The 23,812-nt window shown below is 66.1% G+C and carries 20 protein-coding genes and 3 tRNA genes; 7 read left to right on the forward strand and 16 right to left on the reverse strand.

Annotated features, from left to right (window positions below):
- Positions 1–126: 126 nt before the first annotated feature.
- On the reverse strand, positions 127–600 hold the full coding sequence (locus HLAC_RS00485) for a deoxyuridine 5'-triphosphate nucleotidohydrolase (RefSeq protein WP_012659347.1): 474 nt from the start codon (positions 598–600) through the stop codon (positions 127–129).
- Between the two features lie 266 nt (positions 601–866).
- Here HLAC_RS00485 and HLAC_RS00490 point away from each other — a divergent pair, with 266 nt between their 5' ends.
- Entirely contained in the window at positions 867–2,852 is a 1,986-nt protein-coding gene (locus tag HLAC_RS00490) for an aconitate hydratase (RefSeq protein ID WP_012659348.1), read from the forward strand.
- A 50-nt stretch (positions 2,853–2,902) separates the two neighbouring features.
- Here HLAC_RS00490 and HLAC_RS00495 read toward each other — a convergent pair whose 3' ends face one another.
- From HLAC_RS00495 to HLAC_RS00540, 10 genes are all read right to left on the reverse strand, one after another.
- Complete coding sequence (locus tag HLAC_RS00495; protein ID WP_049933075.1) at positions 2,903–4,210, reverse strand: dicarboxylate/amino acid:cation symporter; 1,308 nt, start codon at positions 4,208–4,210, stop codon at positions 2,903–2,905.
- Between the two features lie 154 nt (positions 4,211–4,364).
- Positions 4,365–5,018, reverse strand: a complete 654-nt coding sequence (locus tag HLAC_RS00500; RefSeq protein ID WP_012659350.1) for a 30S ribosomal protein S7 — start codon at positions 5,016–5,018, stop codon at positions 4,365–4,367.
- On the reverse strand, positions 5,015–5,443 hold the full coding sequence (locus HLAC_RS00505) for a 30S ribosomal protein S12 (RefSeq protein ID WP_004048726.1): 429 nt from the start codon (positions 5,441–5,443) through the stop codon (positions 5,015–5,017). The genes HLAC_RS00500 and HLAC_RS00505 overlap by 4 nt, the downstream gene beginning before the upstream one ends.
- 211 nt (positions 5,444–5,654) lie before the next feature.
- Positions 5,655–6,464: a DUF7537 family lipoprotein gene (locus tag HLAC_RS00510; RefSeq protein WP_012659351.1), complete on the reverse strand. Its 810-nt coding sequence runs from the start codon at positions 6,462–6,464 to the stop codon at positions 5,655–5,657.
- A gap of 45 nt (positions 6,465–6,509) precedes the next feature.
- Positions 6,510–6,929, reverse strand: a complete 420-nt coding sequence (locus HLAC_RS00515) for a NusA-like transcription termination signal-binding factor (protein ID WP_012659352.1) — start codon at positions 6,927–6,929, stop codon at positions 6,510–6,512.
- Entirely contained in the window at positions 6,929–8,143 is a 1,215-nt protein-coding gene (gene rpoA2, locus HLAC_RS00520; RefSeq protein WP_012659353.1) for a DNA-directed RNA polymerase subunit A'', read from the reverse strand. The genes HLAC_RS00515 and rpoA2 overlap by 1 nt, the downstream gene beginning before the upstream one ends.
- On the reverse strand, positions 8,136–11,057 hold the full coding sequence (locus HLAC_RS00525) for a DNA-directed RNA polymerase subunit A' (RefSeq protein WP_049933079.1): 2,922 nt from the start codon (positions 11,055–11,057) through the stop codon (positions 8,136–8,138). The genes rpoA2 and HLAC_RS00525 overlap by 8 nt, the downstream gene beginning before the upstream one ends.
- A gap of 6 nt (positions 11,058–11,063) precedes the next feature.
- Positions 11,064–12,893, reverse strand: a complete 1,830-nt coding sequence (gene rpoB, locus HLAC_RS00530; protein ID WP_012659355.1) for a DNA-directed RNA polymerase subunit B — start codon at positions 12,891–12,893, stop codon at positions 11,064–11,066.
- A 1-nt stretch (position 12,894) separates the two neighbouring features.
- Complete coding sequence (locus tag HLAC_RS00535; RefSeq protein ID WP_012659356.1) at positions 12,895–14,460, reverse strand: DNA-directed RNA polymerase subunit B''; 1,566 nt, start codon at positions 14,458–14,460, stop codon at positions 12,895–12,897.
- Positions 14,457–14,684, reverse strand: coding sequence for a DNA-directed RNA polymerase subunit H (locus HLAC_RS00540; protein WP_012659357.1), 228 nt, complete (start codon positions 14,682–14,684; stop codon positions 14,457–14,459). The genes HLAC_RS00535 and HLAC_RS00540 overlap by 4 nt, the downstream gene beginning before the upstream one ends.
- Before the next feature lie 351 nt (positions 14,685–15,035).
- On the opposite strand from HLAC_RS00540, the gene HLAC_RS00545 reads away from it, so the two are divergent.
- Both HLAC_RS00545 and HLAC_RS00550 read left to right on the forward strand, forming a co-directional pair.
- Positions 15,036–15,108 (forward strand) — tRNA-Asp (locus HLAC_RS00545).
- Positions 15,109–15,137: 29 nt separating this feature from the next.
- A tRNA-Asp gene (locus HLAC_RS00550) sits at positions 15,138–15,210 on the forward strand.
- Between the two features lie 147 nt (positions 15,211–15,357).
- Here the strand turns inward: HLAC_RS00550 and HLAC_RS00555 are convergent.
- The 3 genes from HLAC_RS00555 to HLAC_RS00565 all read right to left on the reverse strand — a co-directional run bounded on the left by HLAC_RS00555 (position 15,358) and on the right by HLAC_RS00565 (position 18,404).
- Positions 15,358–16,362, reverse strand: a complete 1,005-nt coding sequence (locus HLAC_RS00555; protein ID WP_012659358.1) for a histone deacetylase family protein — start codon at positions 16,360–16,362, stop codon at positions 15,358–15,360.
- On the reverse strand, positions 16,363–16,794 hold the full coding sequence (locus tag HLAC_RS00560; RefSeq protein WP_012659359.1) for a histone: 432 nt from the start codon (positions 16,792–16,794) through the stop codon (positions 16,363–16,365). It lies immediately after the preceding gene.
- Between the two features lie 104 nt (positions 16,795–16,898).
- On the reverse strand, positions 16,899–18,404 hold the full coding sequence (locus tag HLAC_RS00565; protein ID WP_012659360.1) for a single-stranded DNA binding protein: 1,506 nt from the start codon (positions 18,402–18,404) through the stop codon (positions 16,899–16,901).
- A gap of 342 nt (positions 18,405–18,746) precedes the next feature.
- Between HLAC_RS00565 and HLAC_RS00570 the strand changes: the two genes are divergently transcribed.
- Positions 18,747–18,819: transfer RNA gene (locus HLAC_RS00570), tRNA-Arg, on the forward strand.
- 215 nt (positions 18,820–19,034) lie between these two features.
- Here the strand turns inward: HLAC_RS00570 and HLAC_RS00575 are convergent.
- The gene (locus HLAC_RS00575; RefSeq protein WP_049933082.1) at positions 19,035–20,876 is read right to left on the reverse strand and encodes a cation:proton antiporter domain-containing protein; all 1,842 of its coding nucleotides are present in this window, start codon (positions 20,874–20,876) and stop codon (positions 19,035–19,037) included.
- A gap of 465 nt (positions 20,877–21,341) precedes the next feature.
- Between HLAC_RS00575 and HLAC_RS00580 the strand changes: the two genes are divergently transcribed.
- From HLAC_RS00580 to HLAC_RS00590, 3 genes are all read left to right on the forward strand, one after another.
- A complete protein-coding gene (locus tag HLAC_RS00580; protein WP_012659363.1) occupies positions 21,342–21,608 on the forward strand; it encodes a hypothetical protein in 267 nt (88 codons plus the stop codon).
- A 99-nt stretch (positions 21,609–21,707) separates the two neighbouring features.
- Positions 21,708–22,001, forward strand: a complete 294-nt coding sequence (locus HLAC_RS00585) for a hypothetical protein (RefSeq protein WP_012659364.1) — start codon at positions 21,708–21,710, stop codon at positions 21,999–22,001.
- Positions 22,002–22,180: 179 nt separating this feature from the next.
- The gene (locus HLAC_RS00590) at positions 22,181–22,882 is read left to right on the forward strand and encodes a DUF309 domain-containing protein (protein WP_012659365.1); all 702 of its coding nucleotides are present in this window, start codon (positions 22,181–22,183) and stop codon (positions 22,880–22,882) included.
- A 14-nt stretch (positions 22,883–22,896) separates the two neighbouring features.
- On the opposite strand, the gene azf is transcribed toward HLAC_RS00590, so the two are convergent.
- Positions 22,897–23,793, reverse strand: coding sequence for an NAD-dependent glucose-6-phosphate dehydrogenase Azf (azf, locus tag HLAC_RS00595; RefSeq protein ID WP_012659366.1), 897 nt, complete (start codon positions 23,791–23,793; stop codon positions 22,897–22,899).
- Between the last annotated feature and the right edge of the window lie 19 nt (positions 23,794–23,812).

Below are 23,812 nucleotides of genomic sequence, written 5' to 3' on the forward strand. Positions count from 1 at the left end.
CGTTTCCCGAGCGGCTGATCCGTTTCCCGAGCGGCTGATCCGCGGCGTCGCTTCTCGGATCGCAGTCCGCAACTGCAGATCAGCGTCATCCGCAGAGCTCGCCGCGATTGCGGTCGCTGATCCGACCTAGAGCCGCTCGCCTTGATACGTCCCGTCGTAGGTCCCGTCATGGTCGGCCGTCGCGAGCACTAGCTGGGCGATCCGCGCTCCCGGCTCGATCGCGATCGCGTGGCCCACGTCGAGGCGCCCCTCGCCGACGCCTTCGTAGCCCGCGTCCCAGACCGCGGTGTCGATAGTACAGGAGTTGCGCAGCAGCGTCGACCGCGGGAGCACAAAGCCGATCCGCTCGTCGGGGATCCGAACCGGTTCACCGTACCGGACCACGTACGTGCCTGCTTCCAGCCGGTACGCGCCGTCCTCCGGTTCGATCTCCTCGCGCTCGCCGACCCGCTTGCCGTCGCGGCGGATCGCGCCCGGCTCCGTCTGCTCGTAGATCGCACCGACCGTCAGGTCGACGCCGTTCGGCTGTCGCTGTGTGTCGTCGAGGTCGGCGCCGCCCGCGTTGAGCGCCGTCGCGACCGTCTGTCCTGAGTCGAACATGCTCGACCGGATCCGCGGGCGAGATTAAACGGTGTCGCCCGCGGTCGGGGCAGCGATCGGCCCTATCGCGAATTCCATTCAAACCCCCGATATCGGGTGATATAGGCCTTTATTGGCCTTATACTCTCGTTACGTCTATTTCTCACATGGATGATGGTACCATATCCGTTCTTCCGCAACATTCGCCGACTCGACCGATCTAACATGGTCGATCTTGCAAAAAACTCGCGGGTTTTATATCCACGGGAGAGCCATATTTGCGTGATATGGGACAAACGATTACTGAGAAAATCCTCGGTGACCATCTCGTCGAGGGCGAGCTGACGCCCGGCGAGGAGATCGGCATCGAGATCGACCAAGTGCTGACACAGGACACCACGGGGACGATGGTGTGGCTCCAGTTCGAGGCCCTCGATCTGGACGAGGTCCAGACGGAACTGGCCGCGCAGTACTGCGACCACCAGACGTACCAGTTCGACTTCAAGAACACCGACGACCACCGGTTCCTCCGCTCCGCGGCCGGCACGTACGGCGCGTACTTCTCCCGGCCCGGAAACGGAATCTGCCACCAGGTCCACAAGGAGAACTTCGCGGCGCCCGGCAAGACCCTGCTCGGCTCCGACTCGCACACGCCGACCCCCGGCGGGCTCGGCGAGCTCGCGATCGGCGCCGGTGGCCTCGACATCGCCGTCGCGATGGGCGGCGGCCCCTACTACGTCGAGATGCCGGAAGTCGTCAACGTCCACCTCGAAGGCGAGCTCCCCGAGTGGGCGACCGCCAAGGACGTGGCGCTCCACCTGCTCGGCGAGCTGACCGTCAAGGGCGGCGTCGGCAAGATCTTCGAGTACACCGGCCCCGGCGCCGAGAAGCTCTCGATCCCCGAGCGGACCACGATCACGAACCTCGGCACCGAGCTCGGCGCCACCTCTTCGATCTTCGCGACCGACGAGAAGACCAAAGACTGGCTCGCGCGTCAGGACCGCGAGGAGGAGCACGTCGACCTCCAGCCCGACGACGACGCGGAGTACGCGGAGACGATCGAAGTCGACCTCGGCGAGCTCGAGCCGCTCGTGGCCGCGCCGTCGATGCCCGACAACGTCGCCCCCGTCAGCGAGTACGAGGGCACCGACGTCGAGCAGGTCATCATCGGCTCCTGTACCAACGGCGCCTACGAGGACATCCTCCCCAGCGCGAAGATGCTGGAGGGCCGCGAGGTCAACAAGGGGACCGAGATGATCGTCGCGCCCGGCTCCAAGCAGGCCTCCGAGATGCTGGCCCGCGAGGGCTGGACCGCGGAGATGATGGCGGCCGGCGTCAACTTCTCCGAGGCGACGTGTGGCGCGTGTATCGGTATCGGTCACGTGCCCGCCTCCGACTCCGTCTCGCTGCGCACCTTCAACCGCAACTTCGAGGGTCGCTCCGGCATCGAAGACGATTCCGTCTTCCTCTGCTCGCCCGAGGTCGCCACCGCGGCGGCCATCACGGGCAAAATCGTCGACCCGCGTGACCTCGCCGCCGACCTCGGCGACCTCGAAGCGCCCGGTCTGGAGATGGGGACGAAGTACGGCCCCGGCATGGGTCAGGACGACGCCGACATCATCTCGCCCGACGAGGCGATCGACGACGGCCTCGTCAAGGGCCCGAACATCGGCGACGTGCCGCTCAAAGACGGGATCGACGTGGACGGCGGTGAGGCGCTCCTCAAGATGAAGGACAACATCACCACCGACCACATCATCCCGGCGACGGCGGACATCCTGAAGTTCCGCTCGAACATCGAGAAGCTCTCCGAGTTCACGCTCTCGCGCGTCGACGACACGTTCGCGCAGCGTGCACTCGACGCCGACGGCGGCGTCCTCGTGGCCGGCGAGAACTACGGGCAGGGCTCCTCGCGCGAGCATGCGGCCCTCTGTCCGATGTACCTCGGTATCGAGGCGGTCTTCGCGCAGAGCTTCGCCCGCATCCACAAGGCGAACCTGTTCAACTTCGGCATCGTCCCGCTCGCGATCGACGCGGAGACGTACGAGAAGATCGAACAGGGCGACGACCTCGAAATCGTCGACGACGTGCCCGCGGGCGTCTCCTCCGGACAGGAGGAGTTCACCGTGAGCGTCAACGGCGAGTGGGAGTTCACCGCCGATCTGGACGCCTCCGAGCGCGAGCGCGAGATCCTCTCGGCGGGCGGCAAGCTCTCGTGGGTCAAACAGCAGCACGTCGACGACGGCTCCGGCGCGGCGCCGGCCGACGACTAAGACGACTGCCGACGCCGACCGCTCGGTCCGAATCTATCTTCTTCGTTTTTTCAATCGTCGTCAGCGACGACGCCGGAGTCGCCGTGTTCTCCGACCCACGCGCCCTGCGTGAAGTCGACCGCGCCGTTCCACTTCGCGACGATCGTGGTCACCGCGAGGTCGCCGCTGATGTTGGTCATCGTCCGCATCCGGTCCAAGATCGGGTCGACGCCCGCGACGAACCCGACGACTTCGAGCGGCAGCCCGAGCTGCGTCAACACGAGTGTCAACATGATGAGTCCGGTCCCCGGGACGCCCGCCGCCCCGACGCTCGCCAGCACCGCGACGAGGACGACGGTCACCTGTTCGGCGATGGACAGCTGGACGCCGACGAGGTTCGCGGCAAAGATCGCGGCCACGCCCTGATACAGGGCCGTACCGTCCATGTTGATCGTCGCGCCCAGCGGCAGCGAGAAGCTGTACACCCCTTCGTCGATGTGGAAGTTGTTGTCGGCGTTCGCCATCGTTACCGGGAGCGTCCCGCTCGACGAGCGGATCGACAGCGCGGTGATCAGTGCGTCCCGCCCACCGGTGAGAAATCCGATCGGCGATTGCCCGGCCAGCAGCCGCACGATGATGCCGAGATGGACGACTGCGATGTGTGCGACGACGGCGATCGCGAGCGTTACGATGAGCAGCGCGAACGGCACGATCGCGTCCACGCCGGCCTCGCCGAACACCGCCGCCATCAGCGCGAACACGCCGATCACGCCGTACTCCATCACTCCCCAGACGACCTTGAACATCGCCTCTGCGCCCGCCTCAGCCAAGTCGTAGAACGACTCGACGCCGTTCCGGATGTCCGCTGAGTCGGTCGACTGTTCGACGAGCGCGAGCGCGAGTCCGAACACGATGACGAAGAAGATGGTTGGGAGGATGTCCCCGGACGCCATCGCTCCGATCGGGTTCTGAGGAACGATTCCCAAGATCACCTCGACGATATCGGGCGCCTCGGCGGTCTGCGCTTCCGCATCGCCCAGTTCGAGGTTGGCCCCCGGATCGATGAGGTTCGCGACCAGCAGTCCGAAACCGACCGCTGCGGCCGAGGTGAGTGCGTACAGCACGACCACCTGTCCACCGATCTTGCCGAGGTTGCTCGGCGAGAGCCGACGTGCCCCCATCAGCAGCGTGAACACGACGATCGGGACTATCAGCATGCTCAACAGGTTCACGAACAGATCCCCGAGCGGCTGGAGCGCCGTTGCCGGCTGGCCGACGACGAGCCCGAACACCGAGCCGAGTACGAACGCCACTCCGATCCGATAGACGATCGGTACCGAGCGGTACCGCCGCCACGATCGCATGGTTGTGCTTGACATACACACGATATCGTCAAACAACCTTCAAATAAGTATCGCCGATACCACACATTCGCCGCGATCGGCGACGCGGGTCCTTGGGGCGGAAGGGTCCAGCCGGTCACAACGACGGAAAGAGAGAAAACTGAGCGGCAGCGTCGTCGTCGACCCGACGTTAGCGGGCCGCGGCGGCGACGCGTTCGCGCTCCTCCTTCTGCGAGATGGAGTAGGAGCGCTCGGGGTCGTAATCAGCGGCCGTGATGAGCTCGTTGGCGAGCGCTTCGGCGGCGGAGGTCGTCGACTTGTACGTCGCGTTAGCAACGCCGTCGGAGATGAACAGCAGCGCCTGATCGACGCGGCGCTGGGGTGCGACGTCGACCGCCTTCGGGACGGAGATACCACCGTACTTCAGGCGGACGGTCTCCTCGCGGGGCGCGGCGTTCTCGACGGCCGTCACGAGAATCTGGACCGGGTTCTCCTCGGTCCGCTCGTGGATGATGTCGAAGGCGTCACGGACGATCCGCGTCGCCTGCTGTTTCTTGCCCGTGTTCTCGTCGGTCTGCATCAGACGGTTGATCATCCGCTCGACCAGCGAGATCTCGGACTTCTTGAACTGCTTGGACGCGTGACGACCCATCGTGTGCGCGATGGGCGTCACGGTCATGTAGCGCTTCGTCGAGGGATCCTCGTAGGCGATCTCGGTGACGTCCCACACGTCGAACAGCTGGGCGTTCTCGTTGGCGGCCTCGCTGGACGCGGGTGCGTCAGGCTCGGGCTCGTCGGCGGCGACGTCCTCGTCGGACGGCGCCTCGGTCTCCTCCCCGCTCATCTGACGGGCTTCTCCGCGTTTCCGCGAACCAGTTCGATCATGGAGACGCCGTTGACCTTCTCGACTTTGTAGTTGACGCCGGAGAGGTCGCCCATCGCGCGACCCTTGGCTCCGCCGATCCCGGCGATCGTGACCTCGTCGTGCTCGTCGATGAACGAGATGGCGCCGTCACCGGGACAGAACGCGGTGACCTGCTTCCCGTTCTTGATGAGCTGAACGCGGACACACTTTCGGATCGCCGAGTTCGGCTGCTTTGCCTCGATCCCGACCTTCTCCAGCACGATCCCGCGGGCTTGCGGGGCGCCCTCGAGGGGGTCGGACTTCTTCTTGAGCCCGCGCTCTCGCCGAGCGTACTCGGAGTCGGACCAGCGGCGCTTCTGCCGGTCCTGTTTGAGCTTACGGGCCGCGTATTTTCCGTTCGCCATCGTAGTTGCACTTCCAAGCGAAGCTACTTAAGCGTCGTCTTTCGGCGCGAAGAAACGCCCTCAGATCGCTCGAACGGCACCTCTCGTCCGTTCTGAGAGTGTTTTGCGGATCGAGCCGATCGAAAACGACGGCCGCTCTCGCCAGCTTACCGTCTCAACGGTGGCGAGCGTCCGTTGTTTCGTCCAGAGTCTGTCGGGACGTGTCCGGGCGTCAGGCGCTCGTTTCCTCGCGCGCTTCCTCGGCCCAATCCGGCTCTGCCACCGTCACACCGGGGTCGCGGTAGTCGATGTCGACGTCGACGGTCGCCTCCTGTCCCTCGTGTTCGCCGGCCCACGACTGTTTGAGCCGCGGGACGACGCCGAACTCGTACACGTGGACCGTCGCCGACGCCGTCTCGACCGTCTCGGGAATGTTCCGATCGCCCTCGAAGGCGTCGGCGGTGAACTTCGCGGTCGGCTCGCCGCGCACCTCGCCCTCTCCGTCACTCGTCGGGTTCCACAGGTTCAGTCCCTCGTACTCCGTCTCGCCGCCCGCCGTTTGCCCTTCGACGCGGATCCCCGTCACGACCTCCGAGCGCATCGCCGATTCGAGGTCATCGGCCGACCGGTCGACCGACTGGCGGCCGTACTGCGTCTCGTCGCCGATTCGCTGGCGGACCAGCGCCTCGCCGTCGGCGACGTACAGCTCCGACACGTCGGTCTCCTCGGTCTCCGTCAGCTCCTGTCGCACGTACTGGCGCCCGTTTTCGAGGTCGTACGCGGACTCGTACTCCTGAGACGGGAGCCACGGGCTCGGCTCCGTGTCGCCGTCGTGGGTCGTCTCCGCCGTCGAGAAGAGCGTGATGCCCCCGGCGTCGACGAGCGCCTCGACGTGGCGCTCCGAGAGGGTCGCTACGTCGAGTCCGTCCTCGTCCCGCCAGTCGGCGTCGGGAAACGGGCGGTCCGGCTCGCCACCGAGACAGCCGGCGCTCCCGACGGCGACTCCGGTCCCGACCCCGATGAAGAAGCGTCTCCGGTCCATGCCACGGGAAACGGGCGCGTCGGCAAAAGGAGGTTGGTTCCGTCCTCAGGTCAACTGGATGTCGTCGATGTCGTAGTGCCGCTTCGCCAGCGTCCGCGCCGTCTCGATGTTGGCGCCGTCCGCGCCGATGGCGACACCGCGGTCCGGCTCCGGCACCTCGACGTACGCGACCCGGTCGTTCTGCTCGGAGATCGTCACGGCGTTGACCGCCGCGGGCGCGAGCGCACTCGCGACGAACGCCTCCGGCGTGTCCGCGTCCTCGACCAGTTCGATGGACTTGGCGAGCCGCCGTTCCGCCTCCTCGACGGTCTCTCCGGCCTGTCCGATCGCGGCTGCCATCTTGCCGGCCGGCACGAGGAACACGAGCCGGTCGCCCTCCACGAGGCAGTCCTTTGGCGCGACCCCGGTCAGCTCGTCGAAGCGACCGATGTAGCGCCGCGCCTCGTCGGAGAGCTCGACGTACATTAGTCGTCGCCCACGACGCGCGACCCCATCCGGAGGTCGACGTCGCCGGTGCCGAGCGAGATCGGTTTACCGGCGATGACGTTCTCGATGACGCCGTCGAGCTCGTCGTACTCGCCGTGGATCGCGGCGTCGAGCAGGTGGTTGACCGTCACCTCGAACGCCGCGCGTGCGAGCACGGAGTCCTTCGACCCGGAAATGCCGTGGCGACCGATCGAATCGATCTCGCCGTTGGTCGTCATCATGTCCGCCACGAGCATGAGGTGCCGAACGTTCACGTCGTCGAGCCCCTGCTCTTCGAGCGTATTTTTCGTCTCGTCGATGATCGTCTCGCGGGCCGCCTCGACCCCGAGGTTGCGGTAGATCTCGTGAATGTTGTTACACGTCGTGCGCGAGGCATCGACACCCTCGATGTCGAGGGCGTCGCCGAACGCCGATCCTTCGGTGTAGAGGACGAACTCCTCGTCGCCGTCGATCTCCTCTTTCCGGATGACGACGCGCTCGATCTCTTCGATACCTTTGAACACGATCTCCCGGAGCCGCTCGACGAGCTGGAGCAGCTCGCGATAGCTCGGCTCGTTCGGGCCGAACTCAACGACGGTCCCCGACTGCCGAGTGTTGACGCCGAGCGAATCTTCGATCGTTTCGGCGATGATCGCGGCGACCTTGGACGGGTCCGAGTGGGTCGGCCACCGTTCGAGGAGGGTGTCGTCGTTCAAGTCGATCCGCACCAGCATGTCTGCGACGTTCGTCGACACGTCGCCGAGCGCGAGGATGCGCGTCGCCTCAATGGACCAGACGACCTCGTGGGCCTTCTCGCGGTCCGTCCCGTACTCGTCGTCGAGGTGGACGGTCATCATCGGGGTGTCCGGCGTCTTCCGGGCGTCCACCAGCTCGATGAGCCGGGGGAGCCCCTGCGTGACGTCGATCTCCGCGACGCCGGCGTAGTGGAACGTATTCATCGTCATCTGCGTCCCGGGCTCGCCGATCGACTGCGCGGAGACAGTGCCGACGGGGTCTAACGGATCGACCCGCGTCTCGATGTAGCGATTCTCGACGCCGGTAGCGATGTCGGTGGCCTGCTCGACGGTGACCTCGCCGGTCTCCTCCGCCTTTCGGTTAATCGCCTCGTACACCTCGTCTTTGAGGCGGGCGGGAAGCTCCGTGGCCCCCACGACTGCCTCCATGTCGTCGGTGACGTGGTCGTACTCAGTCATCCGACTCCACCCCCGAGGCCTTGTTCAGGCCCGGTCCAGAATGCTCCGAGAGGTTCGTCGGCGGCGTGCGCTCGCCGAGGAACCGCTCCTTCTCGTCGTCGGAGTCGAACTCCGAGTCGACGACGCGGTCGACGATGTCGTCGACGTCGATGCCGTCGCCTTCGCCCGAGGAGACTTTCACCGGCGAGGTACCGTCCTCGCCGAACTCGAACTGGACGATCCGGCCCGAGGTGTCCCGGACCGAGCCGTCGTACTGCGCCTCCAGCTCGGAGAGTGCGTTGATGAGCCGACGCTGGAGGTAACCGGACTTCGAGGTCCGGACCGCCGTGTCGACCAGCCCCTCGCGACCGCCCATCGCGTGGAAGAAGAACTCCTCGGGCGTGAGCCCGCTGCGGTAGGAGTTCTCCACGAAGCCGTGCGCCTCAGAGGACAGATCGTTCGGCCGGTAGTGGGAGAGCGTCCGATCCTCGTAGCCGCGGTTGATCCGCTCGCCGCGGACCGCCTGCTGGCCGACGGAGCCGGCCATCTGCGTGAGATTCAGCATCGACCCACGCGCGCCGGAGCGGGCCATCACGACCGCCGGGTTGTCGTCGCCGAAGTGCTGGTCGGCGATATCACCGGCCGAGTCGCGGGCCTTCCCGAGCGTCTGCATGATCTTCATCTCCAGCGTCTCGTCGACGCCGCGGCCGGGTAGCGACTCCAGCTCGCCGGCCTCGTACGTCGCGATCAGCTCCTGAACGCGGTCGTAAGCGCTCTCGATGGCGTCGTCGACCTGCTCTTCGGCCTCCGGCGGAATCGACTCGTCGTCGATCCCGATCGAGAACCCGAAGTGCATGATCGCGCGCATCGCCAGCGACGCGATCTCGTTGATGAACACGCGCGAGCGCGTCTCGCCGTACTCCTTGGTGAGGGTGTCGACGACCTCGCCGCCGAACGCGCCGACGGCGTCCTCGTCGATCGTCCCCTCGATCAGCTGGCCGTCCTCGATGATGACGTCATCGCCAGTCGACGACGAGAAGTGCAACGAGAGGTCGTCGGGCAGCAGCTCCGAGAACAGCGTCCGGCCGGTCCAGTACTCGCGTCCCTCGTCGTCGACGCCGTCCGCCTCGGGCAGCTCGTCGACTCGGGTCGCGCGCAGTAGGTCCAGCGCCTGCGTTTCCGTGAACTCGGGATTCGAGTGCGTGAGCAGGTAGGTCCCGGAGATGTGGTCCTGGATGGCACCGATGATGTTCCCGCCGAACCGCGGCGAGAGGATCTGCTCTTGGACGCGCATGAGGACGCGCGCCTCGGCGCGGGCCTCCTCGTTCTGGAGCGCGTGCATGTTCATCTCGTCGCCGTCGAAGTCGGCGTTGTACGGCGGACAGACGACGGTGTTGAGCCGGAACGTCTTGTACGGCATCACCACGACCTCGTGGGCCATGATGGACATCCGGTGCAGCGAGGGCTGCCGGTTGAAGATCACGATGTCGCCGTCGACCAGGTGACGGTTGACCTCCCAGTCGGCTTCGACCTTCTCGGCGAGTTCCTCGCAGTTCTTCTCGGTCACCTTCAGCCGTCGACCGTCGGGACGACGGACGTAGTTGGCGCCGGGATGGGCCTCGGGGCCGTTCCGGACGTACTGACGCGCCTCCTCGACGTTGCGCTCGGTGACGTTGAGCGTCTGCGTCATCTCCATGGCGACCCGGTCCGGGACGCCGACCTCGTTCAGCGAGAGCGTCGGGTCCGGCGAGATGACGGTCCGGGCGGAGAAGTTGACGCGTTTCCCGGACAGCGAGCCACGGAAGCGGCCCTCCTTCCCCTTCAGCCGCTGGCTGAGGGTCTTGAGCGGGCGGCCGGAGCGGTGGCGCGCCGGCGGCGTCCCGCTGATCTCGTTGTCGACGAACGTGGTGACGTGGTACTGGAGCAGTTCCCAGAGGTCCTCGATGATCAGCTGCGGGGCACCTGCCTCGCGGTTCTCCATGAACCGCTGGTTGATCCGAATGATGTCGACCAGCTTGTGCGTGAGGTCGTCCTCGGAGCGCTGGCCGTTGTCGAGCGTGATGGACGGTCGGGTGGTGACCGGCGGGACCGGAAGCACCGTCAGGATCATCCACTCCGGCCGGGAGTGCTCAGAGTCGATGCCGAGCACCTCCAGGTCCTCGTCCGGGATGTCCTCGAACCAGTCGCGGATGTCCGAGGGCATCAGCTTGTTCATGTCCTCTTCGGTGAGGTCGATGTCGAGCGCCTTCTCAATGGCGCGGCGGTCCTCCTTGCGCGGACGGAACTCGCCGGCCATGATCTCGTTGATCCGCTCTAAGTCGATGTCGGTCTTCTCGGCGAGCTCCTGTGGCGAGGTGCCAGGGTCGTCCTCCTCCTCATCGGGCTGCATCGCTGCCGCGATGCGCTCGGAGTAATCGCCCGAGAGCACGTCCTGAACCTCGTAGTAGGTGGTCGGTTTCTCGTGTTTGATGTCCGCCTGCGGCTCACCGCAGAACGGGCACGTCGACGCCTTCCGGGCCTGCCGGACGGCAGCCTTCAACACGTCGTGTTCGTCGTTGCCGAGCTCTTTCGCCCGCTCGTAGCGGTCGCGGAACTCGTCGCGCTGCTCCTCGTCCAAGGCGAGCTTGCCGCACTCCCGGCACGTCGAGCGGAGCAGTCGTCGGATGAGCTTCGTGAAGCCCACGTGAATGACGGGGGCCGCAAGCTCGATGTGGCCGAAGTGGCCGTTACAGGAGCCAGAGTGGGAACCGCAGGTCCGACACTCTAAGCCGGGGTCGATGACGCCCAGCCGCGGGTCCATCAGCCCCATGTCGATCGGGTAGCCGTCGTCGTTATACGTGTCGGCCGTGATCACCTTCGTCGCGGACATGTCCCGGTACGTTTCCGGGTCCATGAGGCCGAAGTCGATGCCGCCGAGTACTTTCGGTGTTTGCATTGACATTTAAATTGCGTCCTCCAGTTCGAGCTTCGGTCGGATGCCAAGGGCGATCATCTCGTCGAGGAGGAGCTTGAACGCGTAGCTCACCTCGAGCTCGTGGATGTCGTCCTCGTCGCCCGTGACCGGGTCGTACACGCGGCGCTGCTCGCGGTCCTCGACGGCGACGAGCCCGGTCTCCGCGGAGACGTGTACCGTCTCAGCGTCCGAGGACTCCAAGAGCCGCTCGTTGAGCACCATCGACGCGCCGTGGCCGATGATCGTGTCGCGCTCCATCTCCCCGACGCGCAGGCCGCCCTCGCGGGCGCGCCCCTCGGTCGGCTGGCGCGTGAGCACCTGCACCGGACCGCGCGAGCGGGCGTGGAGCTTGTTCGACACCATGTGGTACAGCTTGTGGTAGAAGATCGTCCCGACGAAGATCTCCGCCTCGATCTTCTCGCCGGTGACGCCGGAGTACATGACCTCCTTGCCGGAGGATTTGAAGCCGTGTTCCTCCAGCCCGCCGCGGAGCTCCTCCTCGTCTTCGCCCTGGAACGGCGTGCCGTCGACCCGCGAGCCGCGCAGCGAGCCGACCTTGCCGCCGAGCATCTCCAGCACGTGGCCGACCGTCATCCGAGACGGGAGGGCGTGCGGGTTCATCACGAGGTCGGGAACGACCCCCTCCTCGGTGAATGGCATGTCTTCTTGGGGCGCGAGGTGGCCCACGACGCCCTTCTGTCCGTGTCGGGACGCGAACTTGTCCCCAAGCTCGGGGACGCGCTGGTCGCGCACCTTCACCTTCGAGAGCTTGGAGCCGTCCTCGCCCTCCATCAGCGTCACGGTGTCGACGACGCCAGATTCGCCCGAACGCATCGTCACGCTCGTCTCGCGCCGCTTCTGCGGGGAGAGTCCGCCCATGTCGTCGGGCTCCTCAAGGAAGCGTGGCGGGCTGGTCTTGCCGAGCAGCACCGAGGACTCGTCCACCTTCGTCTCCGGGTTGACGAGGCCGTCCTCGTCGAGGTGGGTGTACGCGTCCTCGCCGCGCGCGCCGCGAACGTCCTGATCGGGAATCTCGAAGCGGTCCTCCTGTCCGCCGGGGTACCGGCGCTCCTCGCCCTCGTAGGTCCGGAAGAAGTGCGAGCGGGTGAGCGCGCGGTCGACGGAGCCCTGGTTCATCACGAGCGCGTCCTCGATATTGAACCCCTCATAACTCATCACGGCGACGACGAAGTTCTGCGCCGCCGGCCGCTTGTCGAAGCTGATCTGGTCGGACGTCTGCGTCTTCACCATCGCCAGCTGCGGGTAGTGCAGCAGGTGCTGGCGCGTGTCCGGCCGGATGCGGTAGTTGGCGGAAGGGAGTCCGAGCGACTGCTTCATCATCCCCGCGCCCATCGTAATCCGGGGGCTCGCGTTGTGCTCGGGGTAGGGAATCATCCCTGCGCCGATACCGAACACGAGCTGCGGGTCGATCTCGAGGTGCGTGTGGTCGTCGGTCACGTCCTCTTCGTCGACAGCCACGAGGATGTCCTCCTCTTCCTCGGCGTCGATGAACTCGACGTAGCCGCGCTCAACGAGATCCTCGAACTCCACGTCGCCGCGTTCGAGGGCCTCTATCTCCTCGTCGCCCAGGAGGGGCTCGCCGTTCTCGACGACGATCAGCGGACGACGGGCGCGTCCCGCGTCCGCGTTGACGATCACTTCCTGGGTCCGGTCTTTGACCGAGACGTTCACCATCTCCGAGACATCGCCGCGTCGGCGAGCCTCGCGGATCTGTTCTGCGAGCGCCTCGGGGTCCGGATGGGTCCCCACGAGGCTCCCGTTGACGTACACCTTCGCTTCGCGTTCTGCCTGAGCCATATTAGTCGTCCGCCGTCTGTCGGTCGACGCCCTCGATGCCGGGAATCCCCTCGACACCCATCGACGCCAGTTCTCGTTTCAGCCCCTGTTCGTCGTCTACGGTTTGTGAGAGCTCCATCGCCTGCGCGAAGTTCTTCACGAGTCCACAGTTCGGCCCCTCCGGAGTCTCGGAGGGACAGATGCGACCCCACTGGGTCGCGTGGAGGTCTCGCGCCTTGAAGTGCGGCTGCGACCGCGACAGCGGCGAGCGCAGGCGCCGGAGGTGCGAGAGCACACCCATGTAGTCCGTCCGGTCAACGAGCTGGGAGACGCCGGAGCGACCACCCACCCAGTTCCCCGTCGCGATCGGGTGTTCGAGCCGCTCGGTCAGTACGTCGGAGCGGACAACCGTGTTGACCGTGAGATCGCGGTTCCGCATGTTCGCGCGCTCAAGCTGGTACTTCACGTCGCGTGCCAGCTTGTTCAGCGCGGTCCGGAACAGGTCGCGCATCAGGTCGCCGGAGACCTTCAGGCGCTTGTTCGCGTAGTGGTCCTTGTCGTCGGCCTCGCGGCGCTCCAAGGCGAGTTCGAAGCACGCCTCGGCCATCCGGCAGAGGTAGTACGCCTTGTTGATCCGCACGTCCTCCTCGTCGACGCCCTCCTCGTGGAGGTGCGGGAGGAGGTAGCGGTCGATGACGTAGTTGGCCCGCTTGAGCTGGTAGTTCTTCCCCTGTCCGGAGGCGACGCGCTCGCCGAGGGTTTCGATGGCCCCCTCGGTCGTCTGCACCTCGGCCTCCTCCAAGTTCTCCAGCATGAACTTCACAATCTCGGGGTCGTCCGAGACGCGGTGAACGATCTCCTCGTCGGATTCGAGCCCGAGGGCGCGAACGAGGGTCACGAAGTCAATCGAGCCCGAGACGGACGGGAACGACACTTCGAGCAGCCCTTCACGGTTGCGCTCGCAAAGCACCAGCGCACGGTACCCGCGGCGTTGGGAGAACGTCTTTGCGACCTGGATCTCGTCGCCGTACTTCGAGTCGTACTCGGCGAGGATCTTGTTCGGCGCGAGGTCCTCCGAGGTCATCAGCACGCGCTCGGAGCCGTTGACGATGAAGTAGCCGCCGGGGTCGACGGGATCTTCACCGATGTCGATGAGCTCGTCGTCGGAGAAGCCGGCCATGTTGCACTTGTTCGAGCCGACCATGATCGGCATCCGGCCGACCTTCGTCTCGGTCGTGTCGACGACCTGCTCGGGCTCGTCTTCGCCGCCGCGCACGATGGACATCTCCATGAACACGGGCGCCGAGTAGGTGATGTTCCGAAGCCGGGCCTCTTGGGGGTACAGCAGCTCTTCGGAGCCGTCGGCCTCGCGGACGCGCGGAGTGACCATCCGCACATCGCCGAGTTCGACGTAGACGGGCTCTTGGCCCTCTTTGTCGCCGATATCGGTCTCGATCGTCTCCTTCTCGTCGACGACCTCCTGCATGCCGCGGTCCAGGAAGTTGTTGAACGATCGGAAGTGGTGTTCGGCGAGCCGTTCGTCCGAGAAATACTCACGTGACACCACGCGTCGGTCTTGCCTGTTCATGAGACGACTAATCGGTACACGACCGCTTCCTCAGTCGTGCGGGAGTTTCGAACGATCTTCACCACGTCGCCGACCTCTGCCTCGTCGGGGAGCGCGGGATCTGTGCGTTTGATCTTCGGTAGGTTCGTCCGTTTCACATCGTACTCCGCCAGAACCTCGTCGACCTCCTCGGCTTCGAGTAGGACGTGGTCCGGGACGAGTTCGTGTTGGCTTACGTCTACCATGGGTGGTGGTTATTGAGAGAAGCTATCACGAGATACTACAGATCGCTATATGCGCTAACCTCATAAGGCTTTTCAAGCGCCCCCGCCAGGCACGGCTCACGACGACGGGGGCGTGCGATACTCCCACTCATGCGGGTATCACACAAAAGGGTACCGCCGCTGCCGGTCGACGGTTCGCCGGCTACGAAAGCGGAATCCGCGGCACTGCACCCGACTCGCCGCCTTCACGGCCGCCTCGCTGGATCGTACGGCCGTCTCCGCGCCGACGCCGCTCCCCCTGTCACCAGTCACCACTGTCGTCGGGGATGACAAGCCTTATTTGCCAGACAGGGGTACGAATGACTGCGACAAGCCCGGATGGTGTAGTGGCCCATCATACGACCCTGTCACGGTCGTGACGCGGGTTCAAATCCCGCTCCGGGCGTCCCCACGCTTCGGGGTTTGTCGCTGTTTGCCCGGATGGTGTAGTGGCCCATCATACGACCCTGTCACGGTCGTGACGCGGGTTCAAATCCCGCTCCGGGCGTTTTCGACGAACAACTCATCGAGCGTAGCGAATAGTCCATGTAAACCGTATCCGGATTTGACCAGGGAGCGGAGCGACAGCCAGTTGGGCGTCACTGAACCTCTCAGCGGGAGCCGACTCCGAGGACGACCGACCGAAGCTACTGTTTTATAAGTCGAGCAGCTCCCGCAACTCGGTCACCAACGACTCCGTCTTCTCGTCGGGGTCGTCGTCATCGCCGACAGGCGTGCGCCCGTCGAACGTCTCGTGGACCATCGAGACGCCTTCGGCCAGCGTGTCGAGACCGTAGCCTCCTTCAAGGACGTAGGAGTTCGCAGCTTCGATGTTGTCGGTGACCGTCCGGATTCGGTCGGTCATCAGCGCGTACCCCTCCGAGGAGACGCGCATCCGCGAGATGGGGTCGTGTCGGTGAGCATCGAACCCGGCCGAGACGATCACGAGATCGGGGTCGAACCGTTTGATCGCCGGGGCGACCACCTCGTCGATGGCGTAGAGGTAGTCGGCGTCGCCCGCCCCGGCCGAAAGCGGGAGGTTCACCGTTGTTCCCGCCCCTTCGTCGTGGCCGGTCTCGTCGAGCGCTCCGGTATCCGGATAGAGTCCGTCCTCGTGAATCGATGCGTAGAGCACGTCACCGCGGTCGTAGAATACGTCTTGGGTCCCGTTTCCGTGATGTACGTCCCAGTCGAAGACTGCGACCCGGTCTGCGGCCCCGTCGTCGAGAACGGTCTGGGCCGCGACGGCGGCGTTGTTGAAAAAGCAAAAACCCATGGCGTCATCGGGCACCGCGTGGTGGCCCGGCGGCCGTCCGAGCGCAAACGGGGTGTCTCGACCGTCGGCGCCGTTGAGCGCGGATCGAGCCGCCCACTGTGCGAGGCCGGCCGAGGCGAGGGCAGCGTCCCACGTCCCCTCGCTCGCGACGGTGTCGGGGTCCCAGCTCCCGCCGCCGTCGGCGACGAACGCCTCCAGTTCGTCGACGTACTCCGCGTCGTGGACCGCGACAACCTCCTCGCGCGTCGCGGGGTCCGCCTCTGCGTACTCGACGCCGTGTCGCTTCGCCAGGCCGCGACGGATCGCGCGCAGTCGATCTGGGTTTTCCGGATGCCGTTCGCCGGTGTCGTGTTCGAGACACCGATCGCTGTAGCCGAAGCGCATCTACTCGAACAAGGCGAAGTACGTCTCGATGTCCTCGGCCTGTACGGTCCGTCTGTCGGCGTGGCGTGCGAGCGTCGCGGCCGCGCTCGCGACGTTGTCGGCGTAATCCTCCAGGATATCGGCCAACGCGATGCGCGCGTCGACGCCCACTCGGTATCGATCGTCTATCCGGAGCCGCGCGATCCGGTCGATGGGCGCGACGGGCAGGATGAGATCCTCGCGACTGATCACCTGTTCGACGCCGAAATCGGACGCCATCAGCGTCTTTCGTCCGTCCTCGGTTGCCCGTTCGGCCGCGTCGATCGCCAGCTCCGCGCCGTGCGCTTGGATCCGGCGAGCCAACTCCTCGGCGGCGTCCGCACTCACACGGAGGTCCCCGGCGTTCCGCCGGATGATCCCGTCGACCGGCGCGAACGGCAACTCGACACTCATACACACAGTCGCGTCCGTGCACCGTAAAACGTTTCCGTTGCCCGCTCTCCGCCGCCGAGCGACTGCGTCGCCGCTACTCGTGCCGTCGCTCCCGTCGCACCCGGTTAGAACACGTCGTCGGCGTCGATCGTTCCGTCTCGTTCTGTCCCGCGCACCGTGACCTCCTCGCCGAGCCGGAGGCTCGCGTCGGTCTCGACGCTCTTCGTCCGCTGGCCGTCGTCCAACACGACAGGATCGCCGGTCTGGACGACTGTCCCGGTGAACTCGATCTCTTCGGCCGACTGCTCCGCTGTCGCGGTCGCGGCGCCGCCGGATCCACCGTTCCCGCCGCCGACCCCGCTGTTCCCACCGTCTCCGCCGGTCTCGCCGGCGACGGCCTCGGCGGCCGCCTTCTGTTCGTCTCCAGCGAAGGCGCCGAGCCCGGTATTGTTTGTCCCGTGCGCGTCGCCGTCGTCGCTGCTCCCGGCGCTACCGGACCCTGAGGCGCCGCCCACCGCATCGCTCCCTTCGTCGAGGACGGTGACCGTCGAACGCCAGTTCGCGGAGGCCTCGAGGTCGTCCTGCCAGCCGTCCTGAACCTCCACGTCGGTGAAGACGACGCGGTCGGCCAGCTCGATCTCACGGTCGGCCTTGTCGCCCCACAGCGCGACGCGGATCTCGCCGGTGTCGTCCTTGATGCGGACGTTCCGGACCTGCCCTTCCGAGCCGTCGTCGCGGTCGAACGTGCGCTTCGGATCCGTCTCGATGACGCCCCCGCCGATGTCGACGGTCTCGCCGATCTCCAGTTCGGCGATGTCCGTGGTCTCCGGGACGTACTCCACGTCCTCGTCGACGCGCTCGACGGTGCCGCGGTCGCCGACGTGGAGCTCCAAGTCGCCGTCGCGCTCGCGGACGTAGCCGTCGCCGACCTCGACGACCTCGCCGGCCTCGAACTCCTCGACGAGGTCGGCCTTGTCGTCCCAAAGTGTTACGCGCACGCGACCCGTCTCGTCGCCGACGGTGAGGTTGGCGACCCGCCCCTCAGAGCCGTCGTCGCGGTCGAACGTGCGGATCGAGTCCGTGTCGAGCACCTGCCCGACGAGGTCCACGTCGGAGGCACCGAGCGAGAGGTCCTCCACCCGATAGGTGTCGAGCACCTGCACGTCGACCTCGGCGTCCTCGTCCGGCTCGACCTTGTCCGCGCTCACTTCGAGTCCGCTGTACCCCTCTTTCGGGCGGCCCATGACGCGGAGCACCTGTCCGACCTCCAACTGCTCTTCGGCCGCGGCTGCCATATCGTCCCACAGTGCGACGCGCACGGAGCCGGAGGCGTCCGCCACGTCGACGTTGCAGACGCGGCCCTCCTCGGCGTCCTCGTCGTCGCGCTCGAACGTGCGGATGTCGCCGATGGAGGTCACCTTCCCGAGGAACTTCACGTCGTTCATGCCGGGCTCGATGTCGGCGATCGTGTCGGCCTCCTCGTCGCGCAGCTCGTGGGCGATGAGCATGGCCGCGGTCTCCTCGTCGGCGAGTCCGCCCATCTGCTCCACTTTGTCCTCGACGGCTGCCTCGAATTCCTCGAACTCGACATCGGTGTCGAGATCCTCGTAGACGTCCTCTATCACTCCCATACGCGTACCACCTCGGTTGTCGAGTCCGCGGATAAGCGTTGTCTTTGCCGGGGTCTCGCGGCCGAATCGGACCGTTTATTCTGCGGATTCCGCGGCGTCGCCGTCGCGGGTCGAGGCTTCGTCATACCCGTCCATCGGTCCCGTCGATACAAAAGGTGTGCAATCCGGATCGGCGCCGATGAATCTCCGCGCTCCGTTGTTTCCGCTCCGTGCTCCCCTCCTCTCGGTACGCCTGTCCGGTGATCGGTCGTGACCGCCTCTCGATCGCACCGTGTGCGACCGTTCGCCATGCGTCTCTCGGACCGTAACCGTCTTAAGTACTAGCCCGATACGTCTATTCGAGTCCTGGTAGGGTAGTGGACTATCCTCCTGGCTTGCGGAGCCAGGGACCGGAGTTCAAATCTCCGTCAGGACGCTCACTTTGCGGCTGTCTCACTTCGTTCGACAGCCGCCGCGTTCGGTCCTAACGTGCCCCACGCTCGCTTTGCTCGCGGCGTCGCCGCTCGCAACGAGGGCTCCCTGCGGTCGCCCTCGCTCCGCTCGCGTGGGACTCCGTCAGGACGTTTTCGGACGCACTAAACGGCGAGCATCACGAGCCGTGCGTGCGTCGAAAACCACAGATTTCGGTGCTCAGTCGTGTGGGTGGAACCGCTTCATCGCGCGCTTAACCGCATCCGTATCGCCGATAAAGGTGACGTGGTCGCCGTACTCCAGCACGCTGTCCGCCGACGGCACGTGATTCTCGCCGTCGCGGCTGACGACGGCGACGAAGGTGCCGTCGGGAATCTGTGCGTTGAGGTCGCGAATCGTCTTTCCGGCGAGATTCTCTGCGGTCACCTCAACCTCCTGAACGTCGTGGCTGTCGCCCAGCTCGCTCATCCAGTGAGTGATCGCCGGCCGCTCGATCTCGTCGTCGATGGCCACTGCCGTCGCCGTCGGCGAGTCGATCGCCTTCACGCCGATGCTGTCAAAGGCATCGACGTTATCCGGCTCGTTCACCCGTGAATACACCGCCTCGATGTCGAACTTCGTGATCGCGAGCTGGCATGCGAGGAGGTTGATGTCGTCGTCACCAGTCACCGTGATCACACGCTTGGCGTCTCCGATGCCCGCGCCGCGCAGCGTCTCCGTGTCGCTGCCGTCGCCCTCGTGCACGGTGAACCCCTCCGAGCGCGCCCGTTCGATCTCTTCGTCGTCTATCTCGACGATGACGACGTACTCGCCCCGCCGCTCCAGTCGTGTGGCGAGCGCCCGGCCGACCCGGCCGCCGCCGATAATGATCGTGCGCATTGGTGATACTCCGAGAACGTCACCGATCTGTCGCGCCAGGCCGGCCTCGATCGCGACCGTCGCGAAGATGACGGCGAACACCGTCCCGACCAGTAGTTCGCCCGCCGCCACATTTCCGGCTAGCTCCAGTTCGATGGCGAACAGCGTGGCCACGCTCGCCGGAATGATCCCGCGCGGGCCCACGCTCGCGAGGAACAGCCGTTCCGGCCTCGTGAACCGCTCGACGCCGGCCGTGGCGATCAGCGCCCCGAGCGGTCGGAGCACGAGCATGATCACGAGAACGAGAGCGACCGCTCCGAGGCCGAGTGCTGCGATCGCCTCGACGTTGATCAGCGCGGCCAGCGAGATGAACACGAACGAGAGGACGACGAGCGTCGTATTCTCCGCGAACCGCTCGATCTCCTCTCTGTTGTTGATGTCGAGGTTCCCCAGTAGGATCCCGCTCGTCGCGGCTGCCGCGATGCCCGCCTCGGCGGCGACGGCTTCGGCGGCTGCGAACGCTCCGACTGCCGCCGCTAACACGAGGAACTGGGACGCCTGCACGTCGCGTTCGGGGACCAGATCGCTGTCTAACAGGTAGTAAATCACCACCGTCGCGAGCACCCCCGCAAGCACGCCGACGCCGAGCCGCTCGACGAACGAGAAGAGTGTCGCCGGAACCCCGAGGTCGTCGAGCAGCAGTGTCTCGAAGATCACCACGGCGACGATCGCGGCCGTCACGTCGTTGACGATTCCCTCGGTCTCTAGTGCGGCCGCGACGTGGTCCCTGACGCGGACGACGTTGAGTATCGGTGTGATCACGGTCGGTCCGGTCGCCACTAGTAGCGCACCGATGAGCAGCGATATCTCCCAGTTGGCACCCTCAAAAAACCGGACCGCGGCTGCCGTTCCGAGGAACATTACGAGAGCGCTGATCGTCACTAGCCGGAGTGATACCGTGGATGCACCCCGGATCCGCTCGATCCGCAGGGCGAACGCCCCCTCGAAGACGATGATCGCGACGCTTATCCCGACAATTATCTCAAGTCCGTTTCCGAACGTATCTAAGGTGACGAGCCCCAACACCTCCGGTCCCAAGACGACCCCGATGAGGAGGTAGAAGATGACGCTCGGTATCTTTAGGTGGTGAGCGACCAGCTGAACGACGAGTCCCGACACGAGGATCGCCGCGATGACCGGCAACAGGCTGGACACGTCTACGGTTCGTATGACCGCCGCCCTTCTTAGTGTACTGGTGCCGGTGCGCCCGGGTCGCCGCCCGCGCCGCCTGCGCCACCCGCGACAAATAACTGGAAGGCATACGCTCGCGGAAACGAATCACGCCATTGATCCGCACACACGAACAACTATTAACTCGGTTCCTCCTGTCAATGAGTATACGCCCGAGCAAACTCCCCTGCCGGGCGCCCCAACCATGATCGTCCGCAACTCCATTCCGATGCTCGCCCCCCTCTGGAGCGTTGGGAAGCGGGGTCGCGGAACGGTCGTCGATCGCTTCGACGCCGTCGCCGCATAACTCCGACGCGGGGGCGGTCGGCTTCGCCCGTCGGAGCGATCGCCGCCTTCTCTCTCACCTTCCGATATTTGGACCCGGTAGCTCAAGCGGCAGAGCCTCGGGATGAGGAATCGACTCCCTCTCGGGTCCGTATGGCAGTCCACCCCTGCCACCGTGCGACCGATGTCGCGCTCCGGCTGGCGGTCCCGCGCGACGCCGCGGGCGACCTCCACGCCGGGATCCGCGCTACGATCGCCGGGCGTGACGGTGTCGATGTCGAGACCGTCGACGTCGTCGCTCTCCGGCCGCGCCTCAACGATCTCACCGTCACGGTCGATGCCTCGATCCGGCTCGCCCCGGGCGTCGAGGTCGACGATCTCAGTGAGACCGTCGGGATCCACGAGGCGCGTCCCCGGTAGCAGACGCCGCCGGGCGATCTCGGTCAACACGCCACCGACCGACGCACCGACTCCGACCGCGGCGCGAGGCTTCGCGCCATCCACCCCAACAACACGACGATGACACGAGACCATCCCCCCTCCAGACGCACGAGACACCCCGACCTCTACGCCGGTCCGGCCCCGCCCGACCGCACGCCCTCGTGGCGCGCGACGGTGGTGCTCGCCGCGCTGCCGGTTCTGACGCTCGCGGTCGCCGCGTTCCCGACCGCGGCCGCGTTCGCGGCGGCGTCCCTTGCCGGCGCGGTTGCCGGTGTGGCTCTCTACCGCCGGTACCCGGACGCGTTCGACCGCGCGTTCGACCGGGCGCTCTCAGCGTCCGGCGACGAACCCGTCGGCGCTGCCGACGGCTGATCGCTTCGAGCCACCGGCTCCCCACTGACGCTCGGCCTTCCGATTCCCGCTGGCGTCCGATCCTTCTCTCTCCGCCCATCGCTGGCGTTTCGCCCTCGTCCTCCCCCGCGCTTCGTTTTTTCCGGCGGTCACCGCGGGCAGCCTTATTGCTTATAGGTCGGAGTCTCTGACGGACCAATATGACCGATCGCGAGTGCGGCTCCGGCAGCCGAGAGACCGCGGCCGAGGACACCGACGACGGACACGCCGGCGACGAAGGCACCATCCCGACGGTTCCAGCCGCGCTCCGCGCCGGCGCCGCGCTGTTCAACGAGGGGTACGTCCTCGCCGCGCACGACCCGTGGGAGGCGGCGTGGCTCCCGCTCGCAGAAGGGTCAGACGAGCGTCTGCTCCACGGGCTGATCGCGGCTGCGGCGGCAACCCACCACGCCGGCGCCCGCAACTGGTCTGGGGCGGTCGGCTGCGCGGGAAACGCGGTCGAGTACCTTGGCGGCGTCGGACCGACGCCGCGGGGGGTCGACATCGAACCCGTCCGCGACTGGTGTCGTCGGCTCGCGACCGACCCGGAGACGATCGAGCGTACAGCCCCACCGACGCTCCGGATCGAGGGACCCGCGCTCCGGTTCGGTGATCTCGATCTGCCGGCAGCGCTGCTCGCGGCGCCCGCGCTGGCCGGTGCGGTCACTCACGGCGACGAGGCGACCTTCGAGACCGCGGCGGGGCTCGCGCGCGAAGAGCGCGAGACGGGTCGGACGCAGTTTGCGGAGCTACTGTTCGCGTTCCTCCGCGAGTCCGACACCCGCCCACAGGTGGCCGCGCGGCTCGCGGATCACGTGGAACTGGCACAGCGGAAGCGGCGAGATGTCGACGACCTGTTTTAAACGAGCCTTCCCGGTCAGGCGCCGTCGGTCGGCGTGTCGGGATCTGACGGAAAGTTGGGTTCGGCCGGAGGATCGTCGAACCGGGTTTCGCCGCCGTCTGCGGTCGGGTTGTCGTTTTCGTCGCCTGTCTCATCTTTCGGCTTCCCTTCAAACGTGTAGTCGGCGGAGTTGTCGGCCGGGTCGTAGCCGAGGACCTCGCGGGCGCGTTCGATCGAGTAATAGCGCCGGTCGTTGTTCGAGATGCCGTAGACGATCTCGTAGCCGTAGTCGGCCTGCAGACACCGGTCGAACAGGTGCCCGCAGTCGCGGTGCGAGAGCCACATCGCCTGCCCGCGCTCGTACTCCCGCGGCGGGTGGTCCTTCGTGAGGTTCCCGATGCGGACGCAGACGACGCTCATCCCGTGTTCATCGTGGTAGAAGCGTCCGAGCGACTCCCCGGCCGCCTTCGAGACGCCGTAGAGGTTTCCGGGGCGCGGGAGTTCGGTGCCGTCGAGCCGGTAGCCGTCGTCGGGGCGGTACAGGTCCGGCGTGCGTTCCTCGGTCTCGTAGCCGCCGACGGCGTGGTTCGAGGAGGCGAACGCGAACTTCTTCACGCCGGCGTCGACGGCGGCGCGCATCACGACCTGCGTCCCGTCGATGTTATTCCGGAGCACGGAGTCCCACGGCGCTGTCTTCCGTGGATCGCCAGCGAGGTGGATCACCGCGCCGACGCCCTCCATCGCCTCCCGGACGGCGTCCGCGTTGGTGATGTCGGCGACGTACTGATCGGCATCGGTAACTCCGTCTGGGACCTTCGCCGCCGGGAGCGGCTCCCTATCGAGGAGTCGCCACTCGTAATCGTCGCCGATGCCGCGGAGGATGGCCTGCCCCACCCGTCCACCGGCGCCCGTCAGCAGGACCGGCTCGTCCATTCGGTCGTACGTGGGCGCG

The sequence above is a fragment of the Halorubrum lacusprofundi ATCC 49239 genome, from assembly GCF_000022205.1.
GTDB classification, from domain to species: Archaea; Halobacteriota; Halobacteria; order Halobacteriales; family Haloferacaceae; genus Halorubrum; species Halorubrum lacusprofundi.

Coding starts and splice junctions, on each gene's coding strand:
- HLAC_RS00555 (WP_012659358.1), bottom strand. CDS start 16,362: ATGCGCTTCGGCTACAGCGATCGGTGTCTCGAACACGACACCGGCGAA.
- HLAC_RS00560 (WP_012659359.1), bottom strand. CDS start 16,794: ATGAGTGTCGAGTTGCCGTTCGCGCCGGTCGACGGGATCATCCGGCGG.
- HLAC_RS00540 (WP_012659357.1), bottom strand. CDS start 14,684: ATGGTAGACGTAAGCCAACACGAACTCGTCCCGGACCACGTCCTACTC.
- rpoB (WP_012659355.1), bottom strand. CDS start 12,893: ATGGCTCAGGCAGAACGCGAAGCGAAGGTGTACGTCAACGGGAGCCTC.
- HLAC_RS00505 (WP_004048726.1), bottom strand. CDS start 5,443: ATGGCGAACGGAAAATACGCGGCCCGTAAGCTCAAACAGGACCGGCAG.
- HLAC_RS00490 (WP_012659348.1), top strand. CDS start 867: ATGGGACAAACGATTACTGAGAAAATCCTCGGTGACCATCTCGTCGAG.
- HLAC_RS00525 (WP_049933079.1), bottom strand. CDS start 11,057: ATGCAAACACCGAAAGTACTCGGCGGCATCGACTTCGGCCTCATGGAC.
- HLAC_RS00515 (WP_012659352.1), bottom strand. CDS start 6,929: ATGTACGTCGAGCTCTCCGACGAGGCGCGGCGCTACATCGGTCGCTTC.
- HLAC_RS00495 (WP_049933075.1), bottom strand. CDS start 4,210: ATGTCAAGCACAACCATGCGATCGTGGCGGCGGTACCGCTCGGTACCG.
- HLAC_RS00510 (WP_012659351.1), bottom strand. CDS start 6,464: ATGGACCGGAGACGCTTCTTCATCGGGGTCGGGACCGGAGTCGCCGTC.
- HLAC_RS00485 (WP_012659347.1), bottom strand. CDS start 600: ATGTTCGACTCAGGACAGACGGTCGCGACGGCGCTCAACGCGGGCGGC.
- rpoA2 (WP_012659353.1), bottom strand. CDS start 8,143: ATGACTGAGTACGACCACGTCACCGACGACATGGAGGCAGTCGTGGGG.
- HLAC_RS00590 (WP_012659365.1), top strand. CDS start 22,181: ATGACCGATCGCGAGTGCGGCTCCGGCAGCCGAGAGACCGCGGCCGAG.
- HLAC_RS00585 (WP_012659364.1), top strand. CDS start 21,708: ATGACACGAGACCATCCCCCCTCCAGACGCACGAGACACCCCGACCTC.
- HLAC_RS00535 (WP_012659356.1), bottom strand. CDS start 14,460: ATGAACAGGCAAGACCGACGCGTGGTGTCACGTGAGTATTTCTCGGAC.
- HLAC_RS00565 (WP_012659360.1), bottom strand. CDS start 18,404: ATGGGAGTGATAGAGGACGTCTACGAGGATCTCGACACCGATGTCGAG.
- HLAC_RS00500 (WP_012659350.1), bottom strand. CDS start 5,018: ATGAGCGGGGAGGAGACCGAGGCGCCGTCCGACGAGGACGTCGCCGCC.
- azf (WP_012659366.1), bottom strand. CDS start 23,793: ATGGACGAGCCGGTCCTGCTGACGGGCGCCGGTGGACGGGTGGGGCAG.
- HLAC_RS00580 (WP_012659363.1), top strand. CDS start 21,342: ATGGCAGTCCACCCCTGCCACCGTGCGACCGATGTCGCGCTCCGGCTG.